Here is a 21019-nt window from a genome sequence, read left to right on the forward strand (position 1 = left end):
AAGAAGCCCATCGGCCCTTCAGCCATGTACCCAGCGCCGATGCAACCCACGCGCCAAGGCATCCAGTACGAACCCCAGCACCCCGATCAGCAGCACCATGGCCATCAGCTCGGAATACGCCAGGCGGTCGCGGGTATCGAGAATGAAATACCCCAGCCCGGCGCTCACCCCGAGCATTTCGCACGGCACCAGCACGATCCACAGAATGCCGATGGCCAGGCGCACACCGGTGAGTACATGGCCGATCACCCCCGGCACGATCACCTTGCACAAGGTTTCCCAGCGCGTGGCACTCAGGCTGCGGGTCAATTGCAACCAGCGTGGGTCCAGCTGCCGGACCCCGGCGGCGGTATTCAGCAGGATTGGCCATAACGCGGCAAATGCCAGCAGGAAATAGATCGGCTGGTCACCCACGCCCATCAGCATCACCACCACCGGCATCCACGACAACGGCGAGATCATGCGCAAGAACTGGAACGCCGGCGTGGTCGCGGCCTCCAGGTGCCGATAGCTGCCCACCAGCAAGCCCAGCGGCACCCCGATCAACAGCGCCAGCAGCAAGCCGATCAGGATACGCTTGAGGCTCACCCAGATATGCCCGTAGACCTCGCCCTGCCCCAGCAGCTCGACCAGGCTGGCCAGGGTCGCCTGGGGCGAGAAGCGTGCCGACAGGCCATCGGCCGCGCCGAATACCTGCACGCCCGTCCACCACAACAACAGCAACCCCAGCAGGCCGGCCAGGCCGAGACCGGCATGTACGACATGCTTGCGCATCAGACCGCGAACTCCTCGCTACGCTGGTAGTTCTCGGCAATGCCGAACACCGAGGGGCCACCGACGGCGGCGATGGCGTTGCGCACGAAGCGATCGTCAACCAGGTCGCGGGCGGTGTGCGCCGGGTCCAGGCTGGCAAGGAAACTGTGCTCGCCCTCGATCAAGGTGTGCTTGAGGCGCTTGACCAGCTCTTCGGTATAGCTGGGGTACGGGTAGGGCTGGAAGTCGATGCGCTTTTCATCCCACTGCCGATGCTGAATCGCCCCACTGGCAATGTAGCTGGCGCGGTCGTCGGCAGCCGGGGCCAGCACCTTGGTCAGCACCGCCGGTTCATGCGGCGTGTACTTGTTGGGGCCGGCCTTGGACAACAGCGCCGCCGCTTCGGCGCGGTGGTCGCGGGTCCATTGCTGGGCCTTGACGATGGCGTTGACCACCTTCTGCGACCACTCCGGGCGGTTGTTCAGGTCATGTTCATGCATGAACACCACGCAGCAGGCGTGGTTACGCCACACATCGCCGGTGAAGCGCTGCACACGGCCGACCTTGAGATTCTCGGCCAGGGCGTTGAACGGTTCGGCGACGATATAGCCGGCGATGCGCTTGCTGGCCAGGGCCGGCGGCATGTCCGAGGGCGGCAGCACCAGCAGGTTGACCTCGTTGGCCGCAAGTTGGGTGTCGGCGGGCTTCGACACCGGCGTCAGGCCGTTGTCGCCGAGCATCTGCTGCAGCACCACATTGTGGATCGAATACCAGAACGGGATGGCTACGGTCTTGCCGCCCAGTTGCTTGATGTCGGTGATATCCGGCGCCACGGTAAGGCCCGAGCCCCCCACATGGTTCCAGGCCACCACCTTGGCCGGCACTTTGCTGGCATAACGTGCCCACACAGTCATCGGCGACAGCAGATGGATGACGTTGACCTGGCCCGAGATGAACGCCTCGATCACTTGCGCCCAGCTGCGCAGCAGCACCGGGCGCTCGGCCTTGATGCCTTCGGCCTCGAACAGGCCGTTGTTGTGCGCCACCAGCAACGGCGTGGCATCGGTGATCGGCAGGTAGCCGATACGCACCGGCGCGTCCGGTTCGGCGGCGGCACGGGCCTGCAGGCTGGACAGCAGCGGCACGGCCCCGGCAGCCGTCAGCATGGCGCTGAGCTTGAGGAAATCACGACGCGAGGTGGAGGAACAGCAGTCATCCATGCACATGTGCAGGCTCCGAAGGCAACGAGGTAGAGGAAGATGCAGCGGCGCGGCTGGCCCGCCGAAGGGTCTTGAGGATCTCGATTCGCAGAGCGCCCAGTTCCTCGACCCGCTGCGCGCGCGGTTGTGGCAGGTCGATGTGCCATTGGCCGAGGATGTGCGCCGGGTGATCGCCCAGCAGCAGCACCCGGTCGGACAACGACAAGGCTTCGTCGATATCGTGGGTAATCAGTACGGCTGCGGTGTTGTGGGTGGCGATCAGCTGCAGCAGCAGTTGCTGCATGTCGGCACGGGTCACTTCGTCGAGCGCACCGAACGGCTCGTCCAGCAACAGCACCTCAGGCTGGCGCGCCAGGCAGCGTGCCAGTGCGGTGCGCTGGGCCATGCCGCCGGACAACTGCGCCGGGTACTGGCTGCGCGCATGGGCCAGGCCCACCGCGCTGATGGCATGGTCGATGCGGGCATGGCGCTCGGCTGCGGCCAGCCTGGGCTGGCGGGCGAAATCCAGGCCAAAGGCGACGTTCTTTTCCAGGCTCAGCCAGGGCAGCAGGCTCGGGTCCTGGAAGGCCACCGCCAGGCGCGGATGGGGCCCTTGCAGCGGCTCACCGTGCAGGGTCACGCGGCCGCCGTGCGGCTGCTGCAGGCCGGCCAGCACCCGCAGCAGGCTGGACTTGCCCACCCCACTGGGGCCAAGTATGGTCACCACCTCCCCTGGCGCCAGTTGCAGGTCGAAGCGCGCCAGCACTGGCTGCCAGCCGCCGTCGCGTGGGTAGCCCAGGCTGATCTCGCGGGCTTCGAGCAACGCCCGGCTCATGCGCTGGCAGCCTGGCGATGCAACTCGGCACGCAGCTGCACCAGACTTGGAGTGACGATGGGCACGAACGCCGACTCGCGCCAGCGGCGGGCGAAACCGGCACCGAACTCATCGAGGTACGCCTTGCCGCCGCTGGCTTGCAGCTCCAGCTGCACGGCATCGGCAGCACATTCAGCGAGGATGATGCGCAACTTGAACAGCGCCGCCGGCTGGTTTTGGAAGCGCCCTTCGAGCAAACCCTGCTTGAGCTCGGCCACGGTGTTTTCCAGCCGCTCGTCGAGGACCTGGCGATGCTCTTCGAGGAATGACAGCCGCCCATGGAGGTGGTCGTGCACCTCGTGCAGCGAACGCCGCGCCAGGCCGATGGCCATGCCGCACTGCAAGGCAAGAAACGCCGGGCGCACCTTGGGCAGGAACGCGCGGGCGTTGTCGTGCAGCAGCCAGTCACGGCCGAGCTCTACCTGGTGGAACGCCAGCGCTGCGGTATTGCTCGATTGCAGGCCCATCAGCTCCAGGTCATCAGAACGCTCCAGCCCCTGGCTGTCGGAGGGAATGGCCAGGACGAAGGGCGAACCGCCAGTATCGTCCTCGATGGCTGCCGCCACCACGAACCCGCTCTTGCGCAGGTTGGTCACCCAGTGCAGCCGGCCTTCCAGTGTCCAACCCGCCGCCCCGGGGCGGCCACGCACTTGCAGCGCCTCGATCCCGGAGAGGAATTTCATGGCGTTGGACAATCCGGTGGCCCCCGCCAGCTCGCCGGTCAGCAGGCCGGGCAGCAGGCGCTCACGCAGGGCCTGGTTAGGGCTTTGCAGCAGGTATTCGATGAACGCCCGCTGGCCCCAGCAGACAAAGGCTGCGGCCAGTGAGCGGCTGGCGATGGCGGCGATGGCCTCGACCGTATCGGTGACCGCGCCACCGTTGCCCCCCAGTACGGGGTCGACGCCAATGCGCAGCAGCTGCGATTCGGCGATGTGCGCCAGCACCAGTTGCGGGTCGCACTGCCCCTGGTCGATTGCCTCGGCATTGGCATCCAGCCAGTGACGAAATGCAGCATCAAGCATGTCCCTACTCCTTTTGATTTCGCAGGCGCCACCAGCGCCAGGCGTACAGTTACGCGGTTGGCTGCCAGCGGTACTTGCTCAGCTCGTCGTTGAGCGGCGTCTGGGCGAACACATTAGCAAAGTTGCACAGGGTTGCGAGGCTCACCCCCAGAATCACTTCCAGCGCGTTACCTTCGCTGAAACCGGCCGCGCGGAAGGCCTGGTAAGTGGCCTCGCTGACATTGCCACGGGTGGCGATCACCTCGCGGGCAAAAGCGGCCAGCGTTTCGTAACGCGCATCCGGCAGTTCGCCACGGGCACGCAGGGCATCGACCACCTCCGGCGGCAGCTTGGCCTTGTTCAGCGCCACAGCGGTATGGCCGGCCACACAGAAGTCGCAACCATGCTGGGTGGCGGCAATCAGTTGCACCACTTCGCGCTCGGCCAGGCTCAGGTCGGCCTTGCCGTTGAGTGCCGAAACGGTCACGTAGGTTTCCAGTGCCGCGGGGGCGTTGGCCAGCACCCCCAGCAGGTTGGGGATGAAGCCGGAGTTCTTCTGTGCGTTCTCGAGGAACGGGCGGGCCGCTTCCGGGGCGCTCTGCAGGGTGTGTAAAGTAACTCGCGACGACATGCGGTGATCTCCTCTGATGGGTGTCACTACAGTCTGTTGGTTATAAGCATTACGCTCCATATTCATCAGTCGCCTTTCCTTGCTCTTGAGTCTTTGCATTAGATGATTTCGTCCAGCCACCTTGTCGATGGGTTATTAGAGGGCCTGAACCTGGATGCCAGCCTGTTTCATGTCGGCCGCTACTGCGGCGGCTGGCACGCCAGCACGCAAGGCATGGGCCGCGCCAGCTTCCATTTGGTGGTACAGGGGCATTGCTGGCTGCACATCGACGGCCAACCCGCTGCCATACGCCTGGCAGCCGGCGATGCGGTGTTCCTGCTGCGCGACCTTGGCTATCGCCTGGCCAGTGAACCAGACCTGGCCGCTGCCTGTGCCCAGCCACGCCAGCCCATGCAGCCGCTGGACGCCGAGGCAGTCGATGGCGTGGGGCTGGTGTGCGGCTTCTTTCACTTCAAGCCGGGTTTGTCATCGCTGATCGTCGAAGGCCTGGCCGACTGGATACTGCTGCGCGCCGACGAACCGGCTGGCCATGCAGCGCGGGCGTTGTTCGAGTTGATCCTGGAGGAATGCCGGCGTCCCGCCGGCCCGTCGCAAACCTTGCTGGAGCGGTTGACCCACCTGCTGTTCCTTTATGTGCTGCGCCAACAGGTGCATACCGGGCGCCCATTGGGCGGGTTGGTCGCGCTTGCCCGCCAGCCGGCCTTTGCCGGGCTGCTGGCGCAATTGATAGAGCAACCGGGGCAAGCCTGGACGCTGGCCAGCATGGCGGCCTGCACCGGGTTGTCACGCTCGGCTTTTTTCAAGCGTTTCAATGAACTGTCTGGGCAGTCCCCAGGGCAGGTGCTGCTGGCGCTGCGCATGCGCCATGCCAGCCAGCTGCTGCAGGCGGGGCGCACCGTCGAGCAGGTAGGCGCACAGGTGGGGTATCAATCGGTCGCGGCGTTTACCCGGGCGTTCGCCAAGGCGGTAGGTATGCAGCCGGGGGCGTATCGGCGCCAGCATGAAGGGCGCTGAGCCTTGTTGCGCCGGCGATGGGCTGCAACGCAGCCCCTGTTGCTACAACTGTCTATCAGTCATTGACACTCACTACCCGCCCCGCCTTCTCGGCAGCGTTACCACGAGTGGCCAGGCAGTAATACAGCGGCACCGTCACCAGCAAGCCGAACAGCCACGACAGGTCGGCCCCTTCGACGATGTTCGAATACGGCCCCACATACAGCGAGGTATTGGCAAACGGCAGCTGCACCAAGATGCCGCAGGCGTAGGCGATGATCGCGTGGTGGTTGAAGCGGCCATAGATGCCGCCGTCGGCACGGAAGATCGAGGCGATGTCGTACTGGCCTTTCTTGACCAGGTAGAAGTCGATCAGGTTGATCGACGCCCACGGCACCAGCACCAGCAACAGGGCCAGGATCAGGCCGATGAACTGGCCGATGAAGTCTGCCGAAGCATTCAGCGCCACCAGGCCACAACCCAGCAGAATCAACGCTGCCAGCATTACCCGCACCTTGATGCTCGGCGTCCACGCGGCGACGAAGGTCTGGATCGCGGTGACGATCGAGAGCACCGCGCCATACAGGTTGAGGGCGTTGTGGCTGATGATGTTGAGCAGGAACAGTACCATCAGGATCGGGCCCAGCCAGCCGGTGGCCTGCTTGACTGCATCCATCGCATCGGTGCCCTCGGGCACGCACAGCACCGCCACTGAACCGAAGCTAAAGCACAGGATGGTGCCCAGGGTGGCGCCGAAATAGGTCGCCCAGAACGGTTTGGCAATGCCTACTTCACGCGGCAGGTAGCGCGAATAGTCGGAGGTGTAGGGCGAGAAGCTGATCTGCCAGATGGTGCCCAGCGACACCGTGGCGATGAAGCCCGACAGGTTGAATGCGCCACGGCTGAAGAAATCGGCCGGTAGCGCCTGGGCGAACATCATGATGAAGCCGGCCAGCAGCGCCGAGCCCATCACCCAGGTACCGATGCGGTTGAGCACGTGGATGAAGCGGTAGCCGATCACGCCGATGGCGGTGGCGCTCAGGGCGCCGATCACGATCGCGCCCGGCATTGGCACGCTCGGGGCGATGCCATGGATGGTCTTGCCCGCCAGCACGATGTTGGAAATGAAGAAGCCGACGTAGATCAGCGCCGTGAAGAACACGATCAGCAGTGCGCCGTAGCGGCCGAACTGGCCACGGCTCTGCACCATCTGCGGAATGCCCAGCTGCGGTCCCTGCGCAGAGGCCAGGGCGATCACCACGCCCCCGGCAAGATGGCCCAGCACGATGGCGACCAGCCCCCACAGCAGGTTCAGGTGGAACACCTGGACCACCATGGCGCCAGTGACGATGGGCAGTGGCGCGATGTTGGTACTGAACCAGAGGGTGAACAGGTCGCGCGCCTTCCCGTGGCGCTCGGCAGGTGGAACGTAATCGACCGTGTGGTTCTCGACAAACGGGTGTTGCGACGACGGTTGGGACATAGGATTTCAGCTCGAAAGGTCGTTTTTATCTTTGTAAGGAAACCGCATCAAGGCGGCCTCTCAGCTGCGGACCATATTATGGTATTCCAAACTTTTGACAACACTGATCCGCAGGAAAAACTGCCCACTGATCTGTTTGCAAAGCCATGGCGGCGAACCTGCTTGGCAGCCAAACCCGCAGCATTCGTGGCCTTGCGCCGCCCATCGCGATAACCGTGAGCGTGAAAATTCCGCTTGCAAAATAGGTATTACGGTATACCATCAGACACATCAACGATAAAAACCGCGGACCACCGCAGCCCTTCAGAGGTACACCCCGATGATCGACGCAACCGTCTACAAGCACGTCCTGGGCTCCTTCCCGTCCGGCGTTACCGTCATCACCACCCTGGACGACGATGGCTCGGTCGTCGGCCTGACCGCCAGCGCCTTCTCCTCGCTGTCGATGGACCCGCCGCTGGTGCTGTTCTGCCCCAACTACAGCTCCGACTCCTACCCGGTACTGATCCGGCAGAGGCGCTTCGCCATCCACCTGCTCTCCGGTGAACAGCAAGCCGAAGCCTATGCGTTCGCCAAGAAAGGCAAGGACAAGGCCAGTGGCATCGAATGGACCCTGAGTGAACTGGGCAACCCGATCCTGGCCGGCGCCACCGCGGTCATCGAGTGCGAACTGTGGCGTGAATATGAAGGTGGCGACCACGCCATCATGGTCGGCAAGGTGCACAACCTGATCGTCCCGGCGGAGGCGCCACGGCCAATGGTGTACTGCCGCGGCAAGATGGCCAGCCTGCCCGCCCTTGCCTGAGCCTGGCAGCCAGACGCAGGCCCGCTCCCACACTGAAGCCCGCTGCATTGGCGGGCGAAAACAACAAGCGTTGAGGAAAGCCCCATGAAATTTTCGTTGTTCGTGCACATGGAACGTTGGGATGAACAGGTCAGCCACCGCCAGTTGTTCGAAGACCTGACCGAACTGACCCTGATGGCCGAAAACGGCGGTTTCAGCACCGTGTGGATCGGCGAACACCACGCCATGGAATACACCATTTCGCCAAGCCCGATGCCATTGCTGGCCTACCTGGCCGCACGCACCGAAAAGATCCGCCTGGGCGCCGGCACCATCATCGCGCCGTTCTGGAACCCGATCCGGGTCGCCGGCGAGTGCGCCCTGCTCGACGTGATCAGCAAGGGCCGCATGGAAGTGGGCCTGGCCCGTGGCGCCTACCAGTTCGAGTTCGACCGCATGGCCGGTGGCATGCCGGCCACCGACGGCGGCAAGGCCCTGCGCGAAATGGTGCCGGCGGTGCGCAAGCTGTGGCAAGGCGACTACGCCCATGACGGCGAGGTGTACAAGTTCCCCATCTCCACCAGCGTGCCGAAGCCCTACAACGCCGTTCCGCCGATGTGGATCGCCGCCCGCGACCCGGACTCGCACAACTTTGCCGTGGCCAATGGCTGCAACGTGATGGTGACGCCATTGATGAAGGGCGACGAGGAAGTGCTGGACCTGAAGAACAAGTTCCAGGCGGCCCTCGACAACAACCCGGGCGTGCCGCGCCCGCAACTGATGGTGCTGCGCCACACCCATGTGCACAGCCCGGCCGAGCCAGATGGCTGGAAGGTCGGCGCCCAGGCCATCTCGCGCTTCTATCGCACCTTCGATGCCTGGTTCGGCAACAAGACCACCCCGGTCAACGGGTTCCTTGAGCCAAGCCCGGAGTCGAAGTTTGCCGAAGTGCCGGCGTTCGAGCTGGAGAACATCCGCAAGAACACCATGATCGGCACCCCACAAGAGATCATCGCCCGCATCAGGTACTACCAGGCGCTGGGCGTCGACGAGTTCAGCTTCTGGTGCGACAACAGCCTGCCGCATGCCGAGAAGAAGAAGTCACTCGAGCTGTTCATCAAGGAAGTGGTGCCGGCGTTCGCCTGAATTCCCTTTGCCTGAATTATTGCGGGATGCGCCCGCTTGCGTGGGTCATCGTGGCCTGCGGGAGCGGGTTTTTTTTTGGTGTGTAGGGCCTGGGTTTTGTGGGGAGGTTGAGATCGAGCGCCGCGCGGGCGGCGCTCGATCTCGACGACACCACAAAACCCAAGGCATCCCCTCGCCTTTCATCCCCCTCGCAAGAGAAATTTCGCGCCCCCTCTTGCACAACGAATATTATGGTATACCATCAGACAACAAGAGCTGATAACCCTCACCAGGAGCCATCCATGAGTTTCGAAATCCGCAAGATCGTCACCTACTCCGAAGAGACCCGCATCGAAGGCGGCAAGGCCACCGACAAGCCGGTGACCATGGTCGGCCTGGCCGTGGTGATCAAGAACCCATGGGCCGGTCGCGGTTTCGTTGATGATCTGAAGCCGGAAATCCGCGCCAACTGCTCGGACCTGGGGGCCCTGATGGTCGAGCGCCTGACCGCCGCCATCGGTGGTGCCGACAAAATCGAAGCCTATGGCAAAGCGGCCGTGGTCGGCGCCGATGGCGAAATTGAGCACGCCTCGGCGGTGATCCACACCCTGCGCTTCGGCAACCACTACCGCGAAGCGGTGCAGGCCAAGAGCTACCTGAGCTTTACCAACAAGCGCGGCGGCCCGGGCACGTCGATCCAGATCCCGATGATGCACAAGGACGACGAAGGCCTGCGTTCGCACTACATCACCCTGGAAATGCAGATCGAAGACGCCCCGCGCGCCGATGAAATCGTCGTGGTCCTGGGCGCTGCCGACGGTGGCCGCCTGCACCCACGCATCGGTAACCGCTACATCGACCTGGAAGAACTGGCTGCCGAAAAAGCCAACGCTCAATAACAACAACCAGGACGGGGCGTGACGTACCTACCCGCCGCGCCCGCCCCTGAAGGAGCGCCCTCCATGATTCAGCCTGTTGCTGAACGCACCCCCGCCGGCACCAGCTACCTGTCCGTTGGCCAGGGCCAACCCGTGGTACTGATCCATGGCGTGGGCCTGAACAAGGAAATGTGGGGCGGTCAGTTCGTTGGCCTGGCCAACGACTACCGCGTCATCGCCTACGACATGCTAGGCCACGGCCACAGCGCCCTGCCGGCCGCCGACATCGGCCTGGAAGGCTATGCCGCCCAGCTTGCCGAACTGCTCGACCACCTGCAGGTCGCGCAGGCCACCGTGATCGGCTTCTCCATGGGTGGCCTGGTTGCCCGCGCGTTCGCCCTGCATTACCCGCAGCGTCTGGCGGCACTGGTGATACTCAACAGTGTGTTCAACCGCACCCCCGAACAGAGTGCCGGGGTTATCGCCCGCGCCGCCCAGGCAGCCGAGCAAGGCCCCGACGCCAATGTCGACGCCGCGCTCGACCGCTGGTTCAGCCGTGAATACAAGGCTGCCAACCCGGCGCAGGTCGCTGCCATTCGCCAGGTCCTGGCCAGCAACGACCCGCAGGGCTACCACACCACGTATTCGCTGTTCGCCACCCAGGACATGTACCGCGCTGGCGACCTGGGCAGCATCCAGGTGCCGACGCTGATCGCCACCGGCGAGTTCGACTCGGGCTCCACCCCGGCCATGGCCCGCCAGCTCGCCGCCAGCATTCCGGGTGCGCACTGTGTGGTCCTTGCCGAGCAACGGCATATGATGCCGGTGGAAGCACCGCGCGAAGTCAACAAGATGCTGCTGGACTTCCTCGCGCAAGCCCGCACCCTCACCGAATCCGCCAAGGGGATTGTTGCATGACCCTCGTTCGTTTCCAGATGTGCATCGACGGCCAATGGCGCGATGCCCACAGCGGCAAGACCTTCGACAGCCTCAACCCGGCCACCGCCCAGGCCTGGGCGCAGTTGCCCGATGCCGACGAAGCCGATGTGGAGCTGGCCGTGCAGGCCGCCCAGCGGGCCTTCGACAGCCAGCAATGGCGCAGCCTCAGCGCCACCGCGCGTGGCAAGCTGCTGCGCCGCCTGGGCGACCTGATTGCCGAAAACAAGGAACACCTGGCGCAGCTGGAAAGCCGTGACAACGGCAAGCTGATCCGCGAAACCCGCGGCCAGGTCGGCTACCTGCCGGAGTTTTTCCACTACACCGCAGGCCTGGCCGACAAGCTCGAAGGCGGCACCCTGCCGCTGGACAAGCCCGACCTGTTCGCCTACACCGTGCACGAGCCGATCGGCGTGGTGGCCGGGATCATCCCGTGGAACAGCCCGCTGTACCTCACCGCGATCAAGCTGGCGCCGGCCCTGGCCGCCGGCAACACCATCGTGCTCAAACCGTCCGAGCACGCCTCGGCGACCATCCTCGAGCTGGCCCGCCTGGCCCTGGAAGCCGGCTTCCCGCCCGGCGTGGTCAACGTGGTCACCGGCTACGGCCCTAGCACCGGCGCGGCGCTGACCCGCCACCCGCTGGTGCGCAAGATCGCCTTCACCGGCGGTGCCGCCACCGCCCGCCACGTGGTGCGCAGCAGTGCCGAGAACTTCGCCAAGCTGTCGCTGGAGCTGGGCGGCAAGTCGCCAAACATCATCTTCGCCGACGCCGACCTGGACAGCGCCATCAACGGCGCCGTGGCCGGCATCTATGCCGCCTCCGGGCAAAGCTGCGTGGCCGGCTCGCGCCTGCTGGTGCAGGACGAGATCTTCGACGAGTTCGTCGCGCGCCTGATCGCCCGCGCCAAGCGCATCCGTATCGGCAACCCGCAGGACGACGCCAGCGAAATGGGCCCGATGGCCACCGCGCAACAGTTGGCCGTGGTCGAAGGCCTGGTAGCAGTGGCCAAGGCCGAAGGCGCCAAGCTGCACATGGGCGGCAAGCGGGCCGAGGTCGAGGGTGACGGCTGGTTCTACGAGCCGACCCTGTTCGAGTGCGACAGCAACTCGATGACCATCATGCAGGAAGAGGTGTTCGGCCCGGTTGCTGCGGTGATCCGCTTCAAGACCGAAGAACAAGCCCTGGCCATCGCCAACGACTCGCAGTTCGGCCTGGCCGCCGGTATCTGGACCCGCGACCTGGGCCGTGCCCACCGCCTGGCCCGCGACGTGCGCTCGGGGATCATCTGGGTCAACACCTACCGCGCCGTCTCGGCCATGGCGCCGATCGGCGGCTTCAAGAACAGCGGCTACGGCCGTGAGAGCGGCATCGATTCGGTGCTGGCCTATACCGAGCTGAAGACGGTGTGGATCAACTTGTCCACCGCGCCCATGCCCGACCCCTTTGTCATGCGCTAGGAGAACTGCGCCCATGATCGAACCCGGCATCTACAAAGACGTGATGGGCTCTTTCCCGTCCGGCGTCACGGTGGTCACCACCCTGGACGCCGACGGCGGCATCGTCGGCATCACCGCCAGCGCGTTCAGCGCGTTGTCGATCGAACCGGCACTGGTGCTGTTCTGCCCCAACTACGCCTCCGACACCTACCCGATCCTGCGTGACAGCAAGCAGTTCGCCATCCACCTGCTGTCTGCCGACCAGACCGCCGAGGCCTACGCGTTCGCCGGCAAGGGCAAGGACAAGGCCAAAGGCATCGAGTGGCACCTCAGCGAGCTGGGCAACCCGCTGCTGACCAGGGCCACGGCGATCATCGAATGCGAACTGTGGCGCGAATACGATGGCGGCGACCACGCGATCATCGTTGGTGCGGTGAAGAACCTGGTGCTGCCGGCCGAGCCGGTGACGCCGATGGTCTACCACAAGGGCAAGCTGGGCGCCCTGCCCCCCTTGGGTTGATAGACCGCGTTGGCTTCTTCGCGGGCTCGCCCGCTCCCACAGGTCCTGCACAGGTTTCAGTATCTATGCGATCCCTGTGGGAGCGGGCAAGCCCGCGAAGAAGCCCATACCGATGACCCTATTTTTCCGGAGCACTGCCCATGAGCACTGAAAAGTACGAGAAAGGCCTGCAGATCCGCACCCAGGTGCTGGGCGAGGACTACGTCAATCGCTCAATCCAGAACGCCGACGACTTCACCAAACCGTTGCAGGAGCTGGTCACCGAATACTGCTGGGGCCACGTCTGGGGTCGTGAAGGCTTGTCGCTGAAAGAGCGCAGCATGATAAACTTGGCCATGATTTCCGCGCTCAACCGGCCCCACGAGCTCAAGCTGCACATTCGCGGCGCATTGCGTAATGGCCTGAGCCGTGAACAGATTCGCGAGATCCTGCTCCAGGTCGGCATTTATTGCGGCGTGCCCGCGGCGGTGGACAGCTTCCGCCTGGCCCGCGAAGCGTTCGCCGAAGCCGATGCGGAGTCAACCCGTTAACACCGGGCTGTTCGAACCCATGCAAGGAGCACCCGAGGTTCGTGGTGCTGTTGCAGTTGCGGTCGGGCAGCCTCTTTCAGAGCGCACTCGATGAAACGCCTGCCACTCGACGACAGTTTCAAGGTCAACCGCAACCCCGTTACCCTGCGCGAAATCGTGCTCGACAAGCTGCGCGCCGCGATCATGAACTTCCACCTGCTGCCGGGCGACCGCCTGGTCGAGCGCGACCTCTGCGACCGCCTCGGCGTCAGCCGCACCTCGGTGCGTGAGGCCCTGCGCCACCTGGAGTCGGAAGGCCTGGTGGAGTTCGCCGATGCCAAGGGCCCGCGCGTGGCCATCATTACCCTCGAAGACGCCCGCGACATCTATGAACTGCGCTGCGTGCTCGAAGGCCTGATCGTGCAACTGTTCACCCTCAACGCCAAGGCCAAGGACATCCGTGCCCTGGAGCGCGCACTGGAAGTCAACCGCGAGGCCCTCGAAGAAGGCGAGCTGCAACAGGTGCTGGATTCGGTACAAGGCTTCTACGATGTACTGCTGGAGGGCTCCGGCAACCAGGTGGCAGCCCAGCAGTTGCGCCAGTTGCAGGCCCGCATCAGCTACCTGCGCGCCACCTCGGTATCGCAGGAAAACCGCCGCGGCGCCAGCAACCGGGAAATGGAAAAGATCGTCGAGGCGATCAAGAGCGGCGACCCGCTGGCAGCCCACCAGGCCTCGGTCGATCACGTCCGCGCCGCGGCCAAGGTCGCCCTGGACTACCTGCGCCATAAGCAGGATGACAATACCAAGGTGCGCGATATCGTCGAGCCCCTGCCCCTCAAGGAACCCCGCATAGGCCGCTGACCATGCCCAACGCCCCGCGCTACTGCCCACACTGCACCATGGAACTGGCCCGGGGCGTTCCCACAGGCGACACCCACGAACGCCTGCACTGCACCGGCTGCGGCTACATCCACTACATCAACCCGAAGATCATCGCCGGTTGCATCATCGAGCGCGATGGCAAATACCTGCTATGCCAGCGCGCCATCCCGCCGCGCCCGGGCACCTGGACCTTGCCCGCCGGCTTCATGGAGGCCGGGGAGACCACCGAACAGGCAGCCTTGCGCGAAGTCTGGGAAGAAACCGGCGTACGCGCCGAGATCGTCTCGCCGTACTCGATCTTCAGCGTGCCGCAGATCAGCGAGGTGTACATCATCTTCCGCGCCATCGCCACCGAGGAAACCGGGCAATACGGGGCGGAAACACTGGCCTGCAAGTTCTTCGAGCCCGACGATATCCCCTGGGACGACATCTACTACCCAGCGATCCGGCAGATTCTGGAGCGCTACATTCTCGAGCGGCAAGCCGGGGTGTACGGCATCTACATGGGCAATGACGACACCGGCAAGGTGCACTTCATTCGCTAGCCTGTGCCAGCCTCTCATCCGCAGCCATCCGCAGGCTCACGTTCAGCGCCGCCCCTCAGCCAGCATGCGCACGGCCAGGCCCGCCAGCACCGTGCCCATCAGCCAGCGTTGTAGCTGCTGCCACGATGGGCGCCCGGCCAGGAACACCGCGATCGACCCGGCCATGATCGCGATCAGGGCATTCACCGTAACGCTGATGGTGATCTGCGTCGAACCCAGCACCAGCGACTGCAACAGCACGCTGCCATGGCCCGGCTCGATGAACTGCGGCATCAGCGACAGGTACATCACGGCGATCTTGGGGTTGAGCAGGCTGGTGGCAAAACCCATGGTGAACAGCCGCCGCGGGCTGTCGGCAGGCAGGTCACGAACCTGGAAGGGTGAACGGCCGCCAGGGCGCAGCGCCTGCCAGGCCAGGTACAACAGGTACAGCGCGCCGCCGATGCGCAGCGCATCGTAGGCCAAGGGCACCGCCATCACCAGGGCAGTGATCCCCAGGGCGGCGCAGACCATGTAGATGACGAAGCCCAGGGCCACACCGCCCAGCGAGATCAACCCGGCCTTGCGGCCCTGGCAGATCGAGCGGGAGATCAGGTAGATCATGTTCGGCCCAGGGGTCAGGACCATGCCGAGGCAGATCAGGGCGAAGGTGAGCAGTTGCGCGGTGTCGGGCATGGGCACGTCCTGGTTGTGCGTTGCAGTGCTGCGAGTTTATCCGAGGCCTCGCCTGTCGTCTGCTCCAGCCTCACCCCAGCTGCGCGGTGACCAAGCCCACCGCCACCGTGATCATCGCCACGCCGGAAACCCGCCCGACCAGCTTCGCCGCCTGCGGTCGGGTGCTGAGCACGGCTTTGGCGCCATAGCCGACCAGCGAATAGATCACCAGCGAACTGCACAGGTGCACCAACCCCAGCAGCAGTATCTGCACCGGCACCGGCCAACTCGACTGCGGGTCGGTGAATTGCGGCAGCAGGGCCAGGAACAGCAGGAATACTTTCGGGTTCAGGCCACTGACACAAAACCCCTTGAACGCCCAGCGCGACCCCGAATCCCCCGCGCCGCCCTGCCCGGCCGCCGGCAATGCCGGGCTCAGCAGCAGGTTGCCACCCAGCCACAGCAGGTAGCTGCACCCTGCCAGGGTCAGCAGGGTCAGCGCCAGCGGGTGACCCGCCAGCAGGCTGCCGACGCCGGCCGCCACTACCAGGGTCGCCAGGAAATGCCCCGACAACATCCCCGCTACCGCAGGCATCACCCAGCGTCCGCGCATGCCCGCCGAAATGGCATAGGCCCAGTCCGCGCCAGGGGTTATCACAAACAGCATCGACACGGCCCAGAACGCCGCCAGAACACTGAGAGCCACTTGAATCTTCCTTCTTCCACTGCTTTGGGATGAGCAAAAGATTACGTATTCCGCTGCGGCATTTTCTTTCGTATATTCCCTCCCTGCCTTCAGTTACTGGAAGATTCTTCTCAATGGACAGGATCGATCGAAAAATCCTTGCCGAGCTGCAAAAAGACGGTCGGTTGTCGGTGACTGAGCTGGCCGACCGCGTCGGGCTCAGCCTGTCGCCATGCCATCGGCGTTTGAAGGCATTGGAGGAAAACGGCGCGATTCTTGGCTATCACGCCCGGTTGGCGCCCAGTGCGCTGGGCCTGAACTTTGCCGCGCTGGTATTCGTGACCCTGCGCGAAGTGACCCGCCAGCCGGTGGCGGACTTTGAAGCAGCCTTGGCCGAGATCCCGCAGATCGTCGAAGCACAGCGGCTGTTTGGCGACCCGGATTACCTGCTGCATGTGGTGGCCAGGGACTTGCCGGCATTCCAGAAGCTGTACGACGAGCAGCTGACCAGCATTCCCAATGTGAAGCGGTTGAGTTCGACCCTGGTGATGAAAGAGGTGATTCAGGATCGCTTGTTGCCGATGTAGCGGTTGGCTTCTGCTGCCTGCTTGCCTTCACCAGCCCATGACCCTGCGCTGCACCTGGGGCAGCAGATCCACCCGCGAGATGGCCAGTCCAGGCGCGCATTCCAGCTGCCCCGCAAAAGCGCACAGCGCACCACCACAGCCCAGCGCAAATCGCCCGCCAGCAGCCCACCCCGTCTACTCCAGGCCCTCCCGCCCACTGGCATTCTTCTTGCTGCCGTCACCCGCTTAAGCTTTTGTCAGCCTTAGGTTTTTTAAGGTTTATGGGCACATATTTACTAATTTCTCGTTATCCCCGCGCCCCGCATCATCGCTCCAACAAGAACGCGTCGCCCTTCGCCGGCACGCCCCCGGGCAGTTCCCAATGCCCCACCTTGCCTTGGAGTCAGTCATGACCAGTGCAGCCAATTCGGCACCCCTGATAGAAAAACACACGATCGGCTACGTCCCCCCGCAAGACCGCCATGGAAAGGTAAGGGATCTGTTCACACTGTGGTTCGGCGGCAACATCGCGCCGCTGCCCATCGTTACCGGCGCATTGGGCGTGCAGCTGTTCCACCTGAACCTGCTGTGGGGCGTCGTCGCCATCCTGGTCGGCCATCTGCTTGGCGGTGTGCTGATGGCGCTGCACTCGGCCCAGGGGCCGCAGATGGGCATCCCGCAGATGATCCAGAGCCGCGCCCAGTTCGGCTCGCTTGGCGCATTGCTGGTGGTGGTGATCGCCGGGGTCATGTACATCGGCTTCTTCGCCTCCAATATCGTCCTTGCCGGCAAGTCGCTGCACGGTGTGGTCGATGCCGTGCCCGTGCCGGTGGGCATCGTCATCGGTGCGCTGGGCTCGGGCATCATCGGCATCATCGGCTACCGCTTCATCCACGTGCTCAACCGTATCGGTACCTGGGTACTGGGCATCGGCATCGTGGTCGGTTTCGGCTACATCTTCAGCCATGTGCAAAGCGACGACTTCCTTACCCGCGGCAGCTTCAACCTGGCCGGCTGGCTGGCCACCGTGTCGCTGGCGGCGCTGTGGCAGATCGCCTTCGCCCCGTATGTGTCGGACTATTCGCGCTACCTGCCGGCCGACGTCAAGGTCAGCGCCACGTTCTGGACCACCTACCTGGGCTCCGCGCTGGGTTCCAGCCTGTCGTTCATCTTCGGCGCCGTGGCGGTGCTGGCGATCCCTGCCGGCATGGACACCATGGACGCCGTCAAGCTGGCCACCGGTACCCTGGGGCCGATCATGCTGGTGCTGTTCCTGCTCAGCGTGATCAGCCACAACGCCCTCAACCTGTATGGTGCGGTGCTGTCGATCATCACCCTGGTGCAAACCTTTGCCCACCGCTGGATCCCCACCGCCAACAGCCGCGCGGTGCTGTCACTGGTGGTGCTGAGCGCCTGCTGCGTGGTGGCGGTGTTCGCCTCGGCAGACTTCATCGGCCATTTCGTCGACATGGTGCTGGTGCTGCTGGTGGTATTGGTGCCGTGGACCGCGATCAACCTGATCGACTTCTACGCCATTCACAAGGGGGACTACGACATCCAGTCGATCTTCCAGGTCGATGGAGGCATCTACGGGCGCTACAACCCGCAGGCGCTGGTTGCCTACGCGGTGGGCATCGTGGTGCAGATCCCGTTCATGAATACGCCGCTGTATGTCGGGCCGATTGCCGAGCACATCAACGGTGCAGACCTGTCGTGGCTGGTGGGCCTGGCGGTCACTTCGCCGCTTTACTGGTGGCTGGCCAGCCGCGACAGCGCCTACCGTCGTCGCCAGGCCGGCGCCAAGGTAGCCATGGGCCATTGACCTCTGCTGCGCCCGATCAGGCACCAAGGAGTGAGCGGCAAGCCTGTCAGGCGCCCTCGGGCAACAGGCTACGGTCGAACATGAACGCCCGCTCACCCTGCGGCGTATAGGCATACAACTGCTGCGGCCGCCCCAGCCGCGGCTGGTTCTTCTCCCCGGTATCCCTCACCCACCCCAGCTCGCGCAAGCGCTCCAGCCGCTTGCGCAGCGAGGTGTTGTTCACCGCCTGCCCCAGGCAGGCCTGCACGGCCCCCAGTGCATCCAGCACGGTGAACTTCTCGGCCAGCAGGTAAAGCGGCAAGCTGCTGTACACCGTCTTCGCGGCAAGGCGCTCGCGGGCACGGCCGACCAGCAGGTTATGGTCGAACGGCAGCAGCACCTTGCGCTCCAGCACGCTGTCCAGATCGAAGAACGCCAGTTGCTGGCCCTCGACCTGCTGTTGCGGGTCGAGCAGCGCCAGATAGAAGGTACTCAACGACCAACCCCTGGGGTCACGGAAGGCATTGCCTTCGGTACCCACCTGTTCCAGGTAACGCGGCAATACCTGCGCCTTTTCACGCAGGGCCCGGTCGGCAGCGCCTTCCAGGCTGGTGTCAGGGGTACGGCCATTGACGATGACCCCGGGCAAGGCCCACTGGCCGGCATGCGGTTCTCGTTCACGACGGTGCAGCAACACTTGCAGGTGCTGCGCTTCAGGGGCCATGCGCAGGGCGACGATATCGACGCTGGCCAGGACTTCGGTGCTACTCACGGGATGGCTCCGCTCAGGAATCCGCCCATATTCCACCAGAGAAGTTAAGTAACACAAGCATTAACCCTAAAATAAAAAGCGCTTGACACACTTAATACACCAGGTGGATTATATGGCCACCCCAGCAAGGAGAACCGCCATGAAGATCGCCAGCTTCGATGTCGACGCGCAAAATGGCTTCACTGCCAACGCCCCGCAAGAGCTACCCGTTCCCGAAGGTGATGAAATCGTGGTGGATCTCAATGCCATGGCGCTGCGCGCCGACCTGCGCCTGGGCAGCAAGGACGCTCATCCAGCCAACGCCGCCTGGGTGGTCGCCGACCACGCCGACATGTTGCAGCCGCTACAGCTGGCCGATGCCGACCTGACCTGGGTCAGCCACTGCGTACCCGGCACCGCAGGTTTCGAACTGCTGCCCGGCCTGCCCGCGCCCATCGATTATGATTACTTCGTCTGGAAAGGCGTCGAGCCCGACCTGCACCCCTACGGCGCCTGTTACCACGACCTGGCCGAGCGCCGCTCCACCGGGGTGATCGAGTACCTCAAGGTAAACCAGGTGGGCGCGGTGATCGTCGGCGGCCTGGCCCTGGACTACTGTGTCAGGACCACCGCCCGGCAACTGCGCCAGGCCGGCTTCCAGGTATTGCTGTACTTGCCCGCCTGCCGCGCCCTCACCCAGGCGGGGGCGATCGAGGCGTGTGGTGCCCTGGCCGCCGAGGGCGTGATCCTCTGCGGTGATGAAGCTGCACTCGACCACCAGCTTGCCCGAATCAAGGAAGACCGCCCATGAGCGATAGCGTTTTCGGCCCGCGTATCATCCAGAACCTGCTGGATACCGACTTCTACAAGATCACCATGATGCAGGCAGTGCTGCACAACTACCCCAACGCCGAGGTGGAATGGGAATTTCGCTGCCGCAACGACGAGAACCTTGCCCCCTACCTGGCAGAGATCCGCTACCAGGTCGAACAACTGGCCGATGTCAGCGTCACCCATGACCAGCTTGCCTACCTGGAGAAAATCCCTTTCATCAAGCCGGATTTCATTCGCTTTCTCAGCCTGTTCCGCTTCAACCTGCGCTATGTGCAGGTGTACCTGGATGATGCGGGGCAACTGGCGATCCGTGTGCGTGGGCCATGGCTGCACGTGATTCTCTATGAAATCCCGCTGCTGGCGATCATCAGCGAGGTGCGCAACCGCTACCGCTATCGCGAGGTGGTGATCGAGCAGGTTCGCGAGCGTCTGTACCAGAAACTCGACTGGCTCAAGGCCGAGGCCAGCAACGAAGAACTGGCCGGCTTCCAACTGGCCGATTTCGGTACCCGGCGGCGCTTTTCCTATCGGGTGCAGGAAGAGGTGGTGCACATTCTCAAGCGTGACTTCCCGGGCCGCTTTGTCGGTACCAGCAACGTGCACCTGGCCCGGGAGTTCCAGCTCAAGCCGATCGGCACCATGGCGCACGAGTGGTTCATGGCCCACCAGCAGCTCGGCCCACGGCTGGTCGACAGCCAGGCTGCCGCGCTGGAATGCTGGGTGCGGGAATACCGCGGGTTACTCGGCATCGCCCTGACCGATTGCATCACCATGGACGCGTTCCTCGGCGATTTCGACCTGTACTTTGCCAAGCTGTTCGATGGCCTGCGGCACGATTCGGGCGATCCGCTGGCCTGGGCGGAAAAAGCCATTGCCCACTACGAAAGGTTGGGGATCGACCCGAAGAGCAAGACGCTGATTTTTTCCGACGGGCTGGATTTTGCCAAGGCGCTGGGGCTGTACCGGGCGCTGCATGAGCGTATCAACGTGAGCTTTGGCATTGGTACTCGGCTGACGTGCGACATTCCAGATGTGGAACCGATGAATATCGTGATCAAGATGACCGCCTGCAACGGTGCGCCGGTAGCCAAGATTTCCGACAGCCCGGGCAAGACCCAGTGCCGCGATGAGAACTTCGTGGCTTATCTGAAGCATGTTTTTCGGGTGGCCTGA

Annotated in this window: 23 protein-coding genes; 14 read left to right on the forward strand and 9 right to left on the reverse strand. The window is 64.0% G+C overall.

Features of this window, described 5'->3' with window-relative positions:
- Positions 1 to 18: 18 nt before the first annotated feature.
- The 5 genes from JKP78_RS03500 to JKP78_RS03520 are packed head-to-tail and all read right to left on the reverse strand — an operon-like array spanning position 19 to position 4458.
- Positions 19 to 774 carry an ABC transporter permease gene (locus JKP78_RS03500; protein ID WP_186684772.1) on the reverse strand — a complete coding sequence of 252 codons (756 nt, stop codon included), beginning with the start codon at positions 772 to 774 and terminating at the stop codon, positions 19 to 21.
- Positions 774 to 1979: an ABC transporter substrate-binding protein gene (locus JKP78_RS03505; protein ID WP_200626065.1), complete on the reverse strand. Its 1206-nt coding sequence runs from the start codon at positions 1977 to 1979 to the stop codon at positions 774 to 776. The genes JKP78_RS03500 and JKP78_RS03505 overlap by 1 nt, the downstream gene beginning before the upstream one ends.
- Entirely contained in the window at positions 1966 to 2787 is an 822-nt protein-coding gene (locus tag JKP78_RS03510) for an ABC transporter ATP-binding protein (RefSeq protein WP_200626066.1), read from the reverse strand. The genes JKP78_RS03505 and JKP78_RS03510 overlap by 14 nt, the downstream gene beginning before the upstream one ends.
- Positions 2784 to 3848, reverse strand: coding sequence for an acyl-CoA dehydrogenase family protein (locus JKP78_RS03515; RefSeq protein WP_200626067.1), 1065 nt, complete (start codon positions 3846 to 3848; stop codon positions 2784 to 2786). Before JKP78_RS03515 ends, JKP78_RS03510 begins: the two co-directional genes overlap by 4 nt.
- A 49-nt stretch (positions 3849 to 3897) precedes the next feature.
- Positions 3898 to 4458: a carboxymuconolactone decarboxylase family protein gene (locus JKP78_RS03520; protein WP_200626068.1), complete on the reverse strand. Its 561-nt coding sequence runs from the start codon at positions 4456 to 4458 to the stop codon at positions 3898 to 3900.
- Between the two features lie 102 nt (positions 4459 to 4560).
- On the opposite strand from JKP78_RS03520, the gene JKP78_RS03525 reads away from it, so the two are divergent.
- Positions 4561 to 5472 carry an AraC family transcriptional regulator gene (locus tag JKP78_RS03525; RefSeq protein ID WP_200626069.1) on the forward strand — a complete coding sequence of 304 codons (912 nt, stop codon included), beginning with the start codon at positions 4561 to 4563 and terminating at the stop codon, positions 5470 to 5472.
- Positions 5473 to 5527: 55 nt separating this feature from the next.
- Here the strand turns inward: JKP78_RS03525 and JKP78_RS03530 are convergent, their stop codons facing one another.
- Positions 5528 to 6934, reverse strand: a complete 1407-nt coding sequence (locus JKP78_RS03530; protein ID WP_200626070.1) for a purine-cytosine permease family protein — start codon at positions 6932 to 6934, stop codon at positions 5528 to 5530.
- 319 nt (positions 6935 to 7253) lie between these two features.
- Between JKP78_RS03530 and JKP78_RS03535 the strand changes: the two genes are divergently transcribed.
- The 9 genes from JKP78_RS03535 (at position 7254) to JKP78_RS03575 (ending at position 14555) form a co-directional block, all read left to right on the forward strand.
- Positions 7254 to 7739 carry a flavin reductase family protein gene (locus JKP78_RS03535; RefSeq protein WP_200626071.1) on the forward strand — a complete coding sequence of 162 codons (486 nt, stop codon included), beginning with the start codon at positions 7254 to 7256 and terminating at the stop codon, positions 7737 to 7739.
- Between the two features lie 84 nt (positions 7740 to 7823).
- Complete coding sequence (locus JKP78_RS03540; RefSeq protein ID WP_186684761.1) at positions 7824 to 8864, forward strand: LLM class flavin-dependent oxidoreductase; 1041 nt, start codon at positions 7824 to 7826, stop codon at positions 8862 to 8864.
- A gap of 281 nt (positions 8865 to 9145) precedes the next feature.
- Positions 9146 to 9742, forward strand: coding sequence for an amino acid synthesis family protein (locus tag JKP78_RS03545; protein WP_186684759.1), 597 nt, complete (start codon positions 9146 to 9148; stop codon positions 9740 to 9742).
- Positions 9743 to 9805: 63 nt separating this feature from the next.
- Positions 9806 to 10639: an alpha/beta fold hydrolase gene (locus tag JKP78_RS03550; RefSeq protein WP_200626072.1), complete on the forward strand. Its 834-nt coding sequence runs from the start codon at positions 9806 to 9808 to the stop codon at positions 10637 to 10639.
- Positions 10636 to 12117, forward strand: a complete 1482-nt coding sequence (locus JKP78_RS03555) for an aldehyde dehydrogenase (RefSeq protein WP_200626073.1) — start codon at positions 10636 to 10638, stop codon at positions 12115 to 12117. The genes JKP78_RS03550 and JKP78_RS03555 overlap by 4 nt, the downstream gene beginning before the upstream one ends.
- Before the next feature lie 13 nt (positions 12118 to 12130).
- Positions 12131 to 12616, forward strand: coding sequence for a flavin reductase family protein (locus JKP78_RS03560; RefSeq protein ID WP_186684753.1), 486 nt, complete (start codon positions 12131 to 12133; stop codon positions 12614 to 12616).
- A 140-nt stretch (positions 12617 to 12756) separates the two neighbouring features.
- Positions 12757 to 13146 (forward strand): carboxymuconolactone decarboxylase family protein, encoded by a 390-nt coding sequence (locus JKP78_RS03565; protein ID WP_186684751.1) that lies wholly within the window; start codon positions 12757 to 12759, stop codon positions 13144 to 13146.
- A 90-nt stretch (positions 13147 to 13236) separates the two neighbouring features.
- Positions 13237 to 13989 carry a GntR family transcriptional regulator gene (locus JKP78_RS03570; RefSeq protein WP_200626074.1) on the forward strand — a complete coding sequence of 251 codons (753 nt, stop codon included), beginning with the start codon at positions 13237 to 13239 and terminating at the stop codon, positions 13987 to 13989.
- A 2-nt stretch (positions 13990 to 13991) separates the two neighbouring features.
- Positions 13992 to 14555 (forward strand): NUDIX hydrolase, encoded by a 564-nt coding sequence (locus JKP78_RS03575; RefSeq protein ID WP_186684747.1) that lies wholly within the window; start codon positions 13992 to 13994, stop codon positions 14553 to 14555.
- 42 nt (positions 14556 to 14597) lie between these two features.
- On the opposite strand, the gene JKP78_RS03580 is transcribed toward JKP78_RS03575, so the two are convergent.
- Entirely contained in the window at positions 14598 to 15230 is a 633-nt protein-coding gene (locus JKP78_RS03580) for a LysE family translocator (RefSeq protein WP_170030294.1), read from the reverse strand.
- Positions 15231 to 15300: 70 nt separating this feature from the next.
- Positions 15301 to 15915, reverse strand: a complete 615-nt coding sequence (locus JKP78_RS03585; RefSeq protein ID WP_186684745.1) for a LysE family translocator — start codon at positions 15913 to 15915, stop codon at positions 15301 to 15303.
- 113 nt (positions 15916 to 16028) lie between these two features.
- On the opposite strand from JKP78_RS03585, the gene JKP78_RS03590 reads away from it, so the two are divergent.
- A complete protein-coding gene (locus JKP78_RS03590; RefSeq protein WP_170030296.1) occupies positions 16029 to 16481 on the forward strand; it encodes an Lrp/AsnC family transcriptional regulator in 453 nt (150 codons plus the stop codon).
- 388 nt (positions 16482 to 16869) lie between these two features.
- A complete protein-coding gene (locus JKP78_RS03595; RefSeq protein WP_186684743.1) occupies positions 16870 to 18282 on the forward strand; it encodes a purine-cytosine permease family protein in 1413 nt (470 codons plus the stop codon).
- Between the two features lie 46 nt (positions 18283 to 18328).
- On the opposite strand, the gene JKP78_RS03600 is transcribed toward JKP78_RS03595, so the two are convergent.
- Positions 18329 to 19033, reverse strand: a complete 705-nt coding sequence (locus JKP78_RS03600; protein WP_186684741.1) for an NUDIX hydrolase — start codon at positions 19031 to 19033, stop codon at positions 18329 to 18331.
- A gap of 139 nt (positions 19034 to 19172) precedes the next feature.
- Between JKP78_RS03600 and JKP78_RS03605 the strand changes: the two genes are divergently transcribed.
- Positions 19173 to 19823, forward strand: coding sequence for an isochorismatase family protein (locus JKP78_RS03605; protein ID WP_186684738.1), 651 nt, complete (start codon positions 19173 to 19175; stop codon positions 19821 to 19823).
- Positions 19820 to 21019: a nicotinate phosphoribosyltransferase gene (gene pncB, locus JKP78_RS03610; RefSeq protein ID WP_186684736.1), complete on the forward strand. Its 1200-nt coding sequence runs from the start codon at positions 19820 to 19822 to the stop codon at positions 21017 to 21019. The genes JKP78_RS03605 and pncB overlap by 4 nt, the downstream gene beginning before the upstream one ends.

Origin of the sequence: Pseudomonas sp. LAM2023 (assembly GCF_016620375.1) — a bacterium.
Lineage (GTDB): Bacteria > Pseudomonadota > Gammaproteobacteria > Pseudomonadales > Pseudomonadaceae > Aquipseudomonas > Aquipseudomonas anuradhapurensis.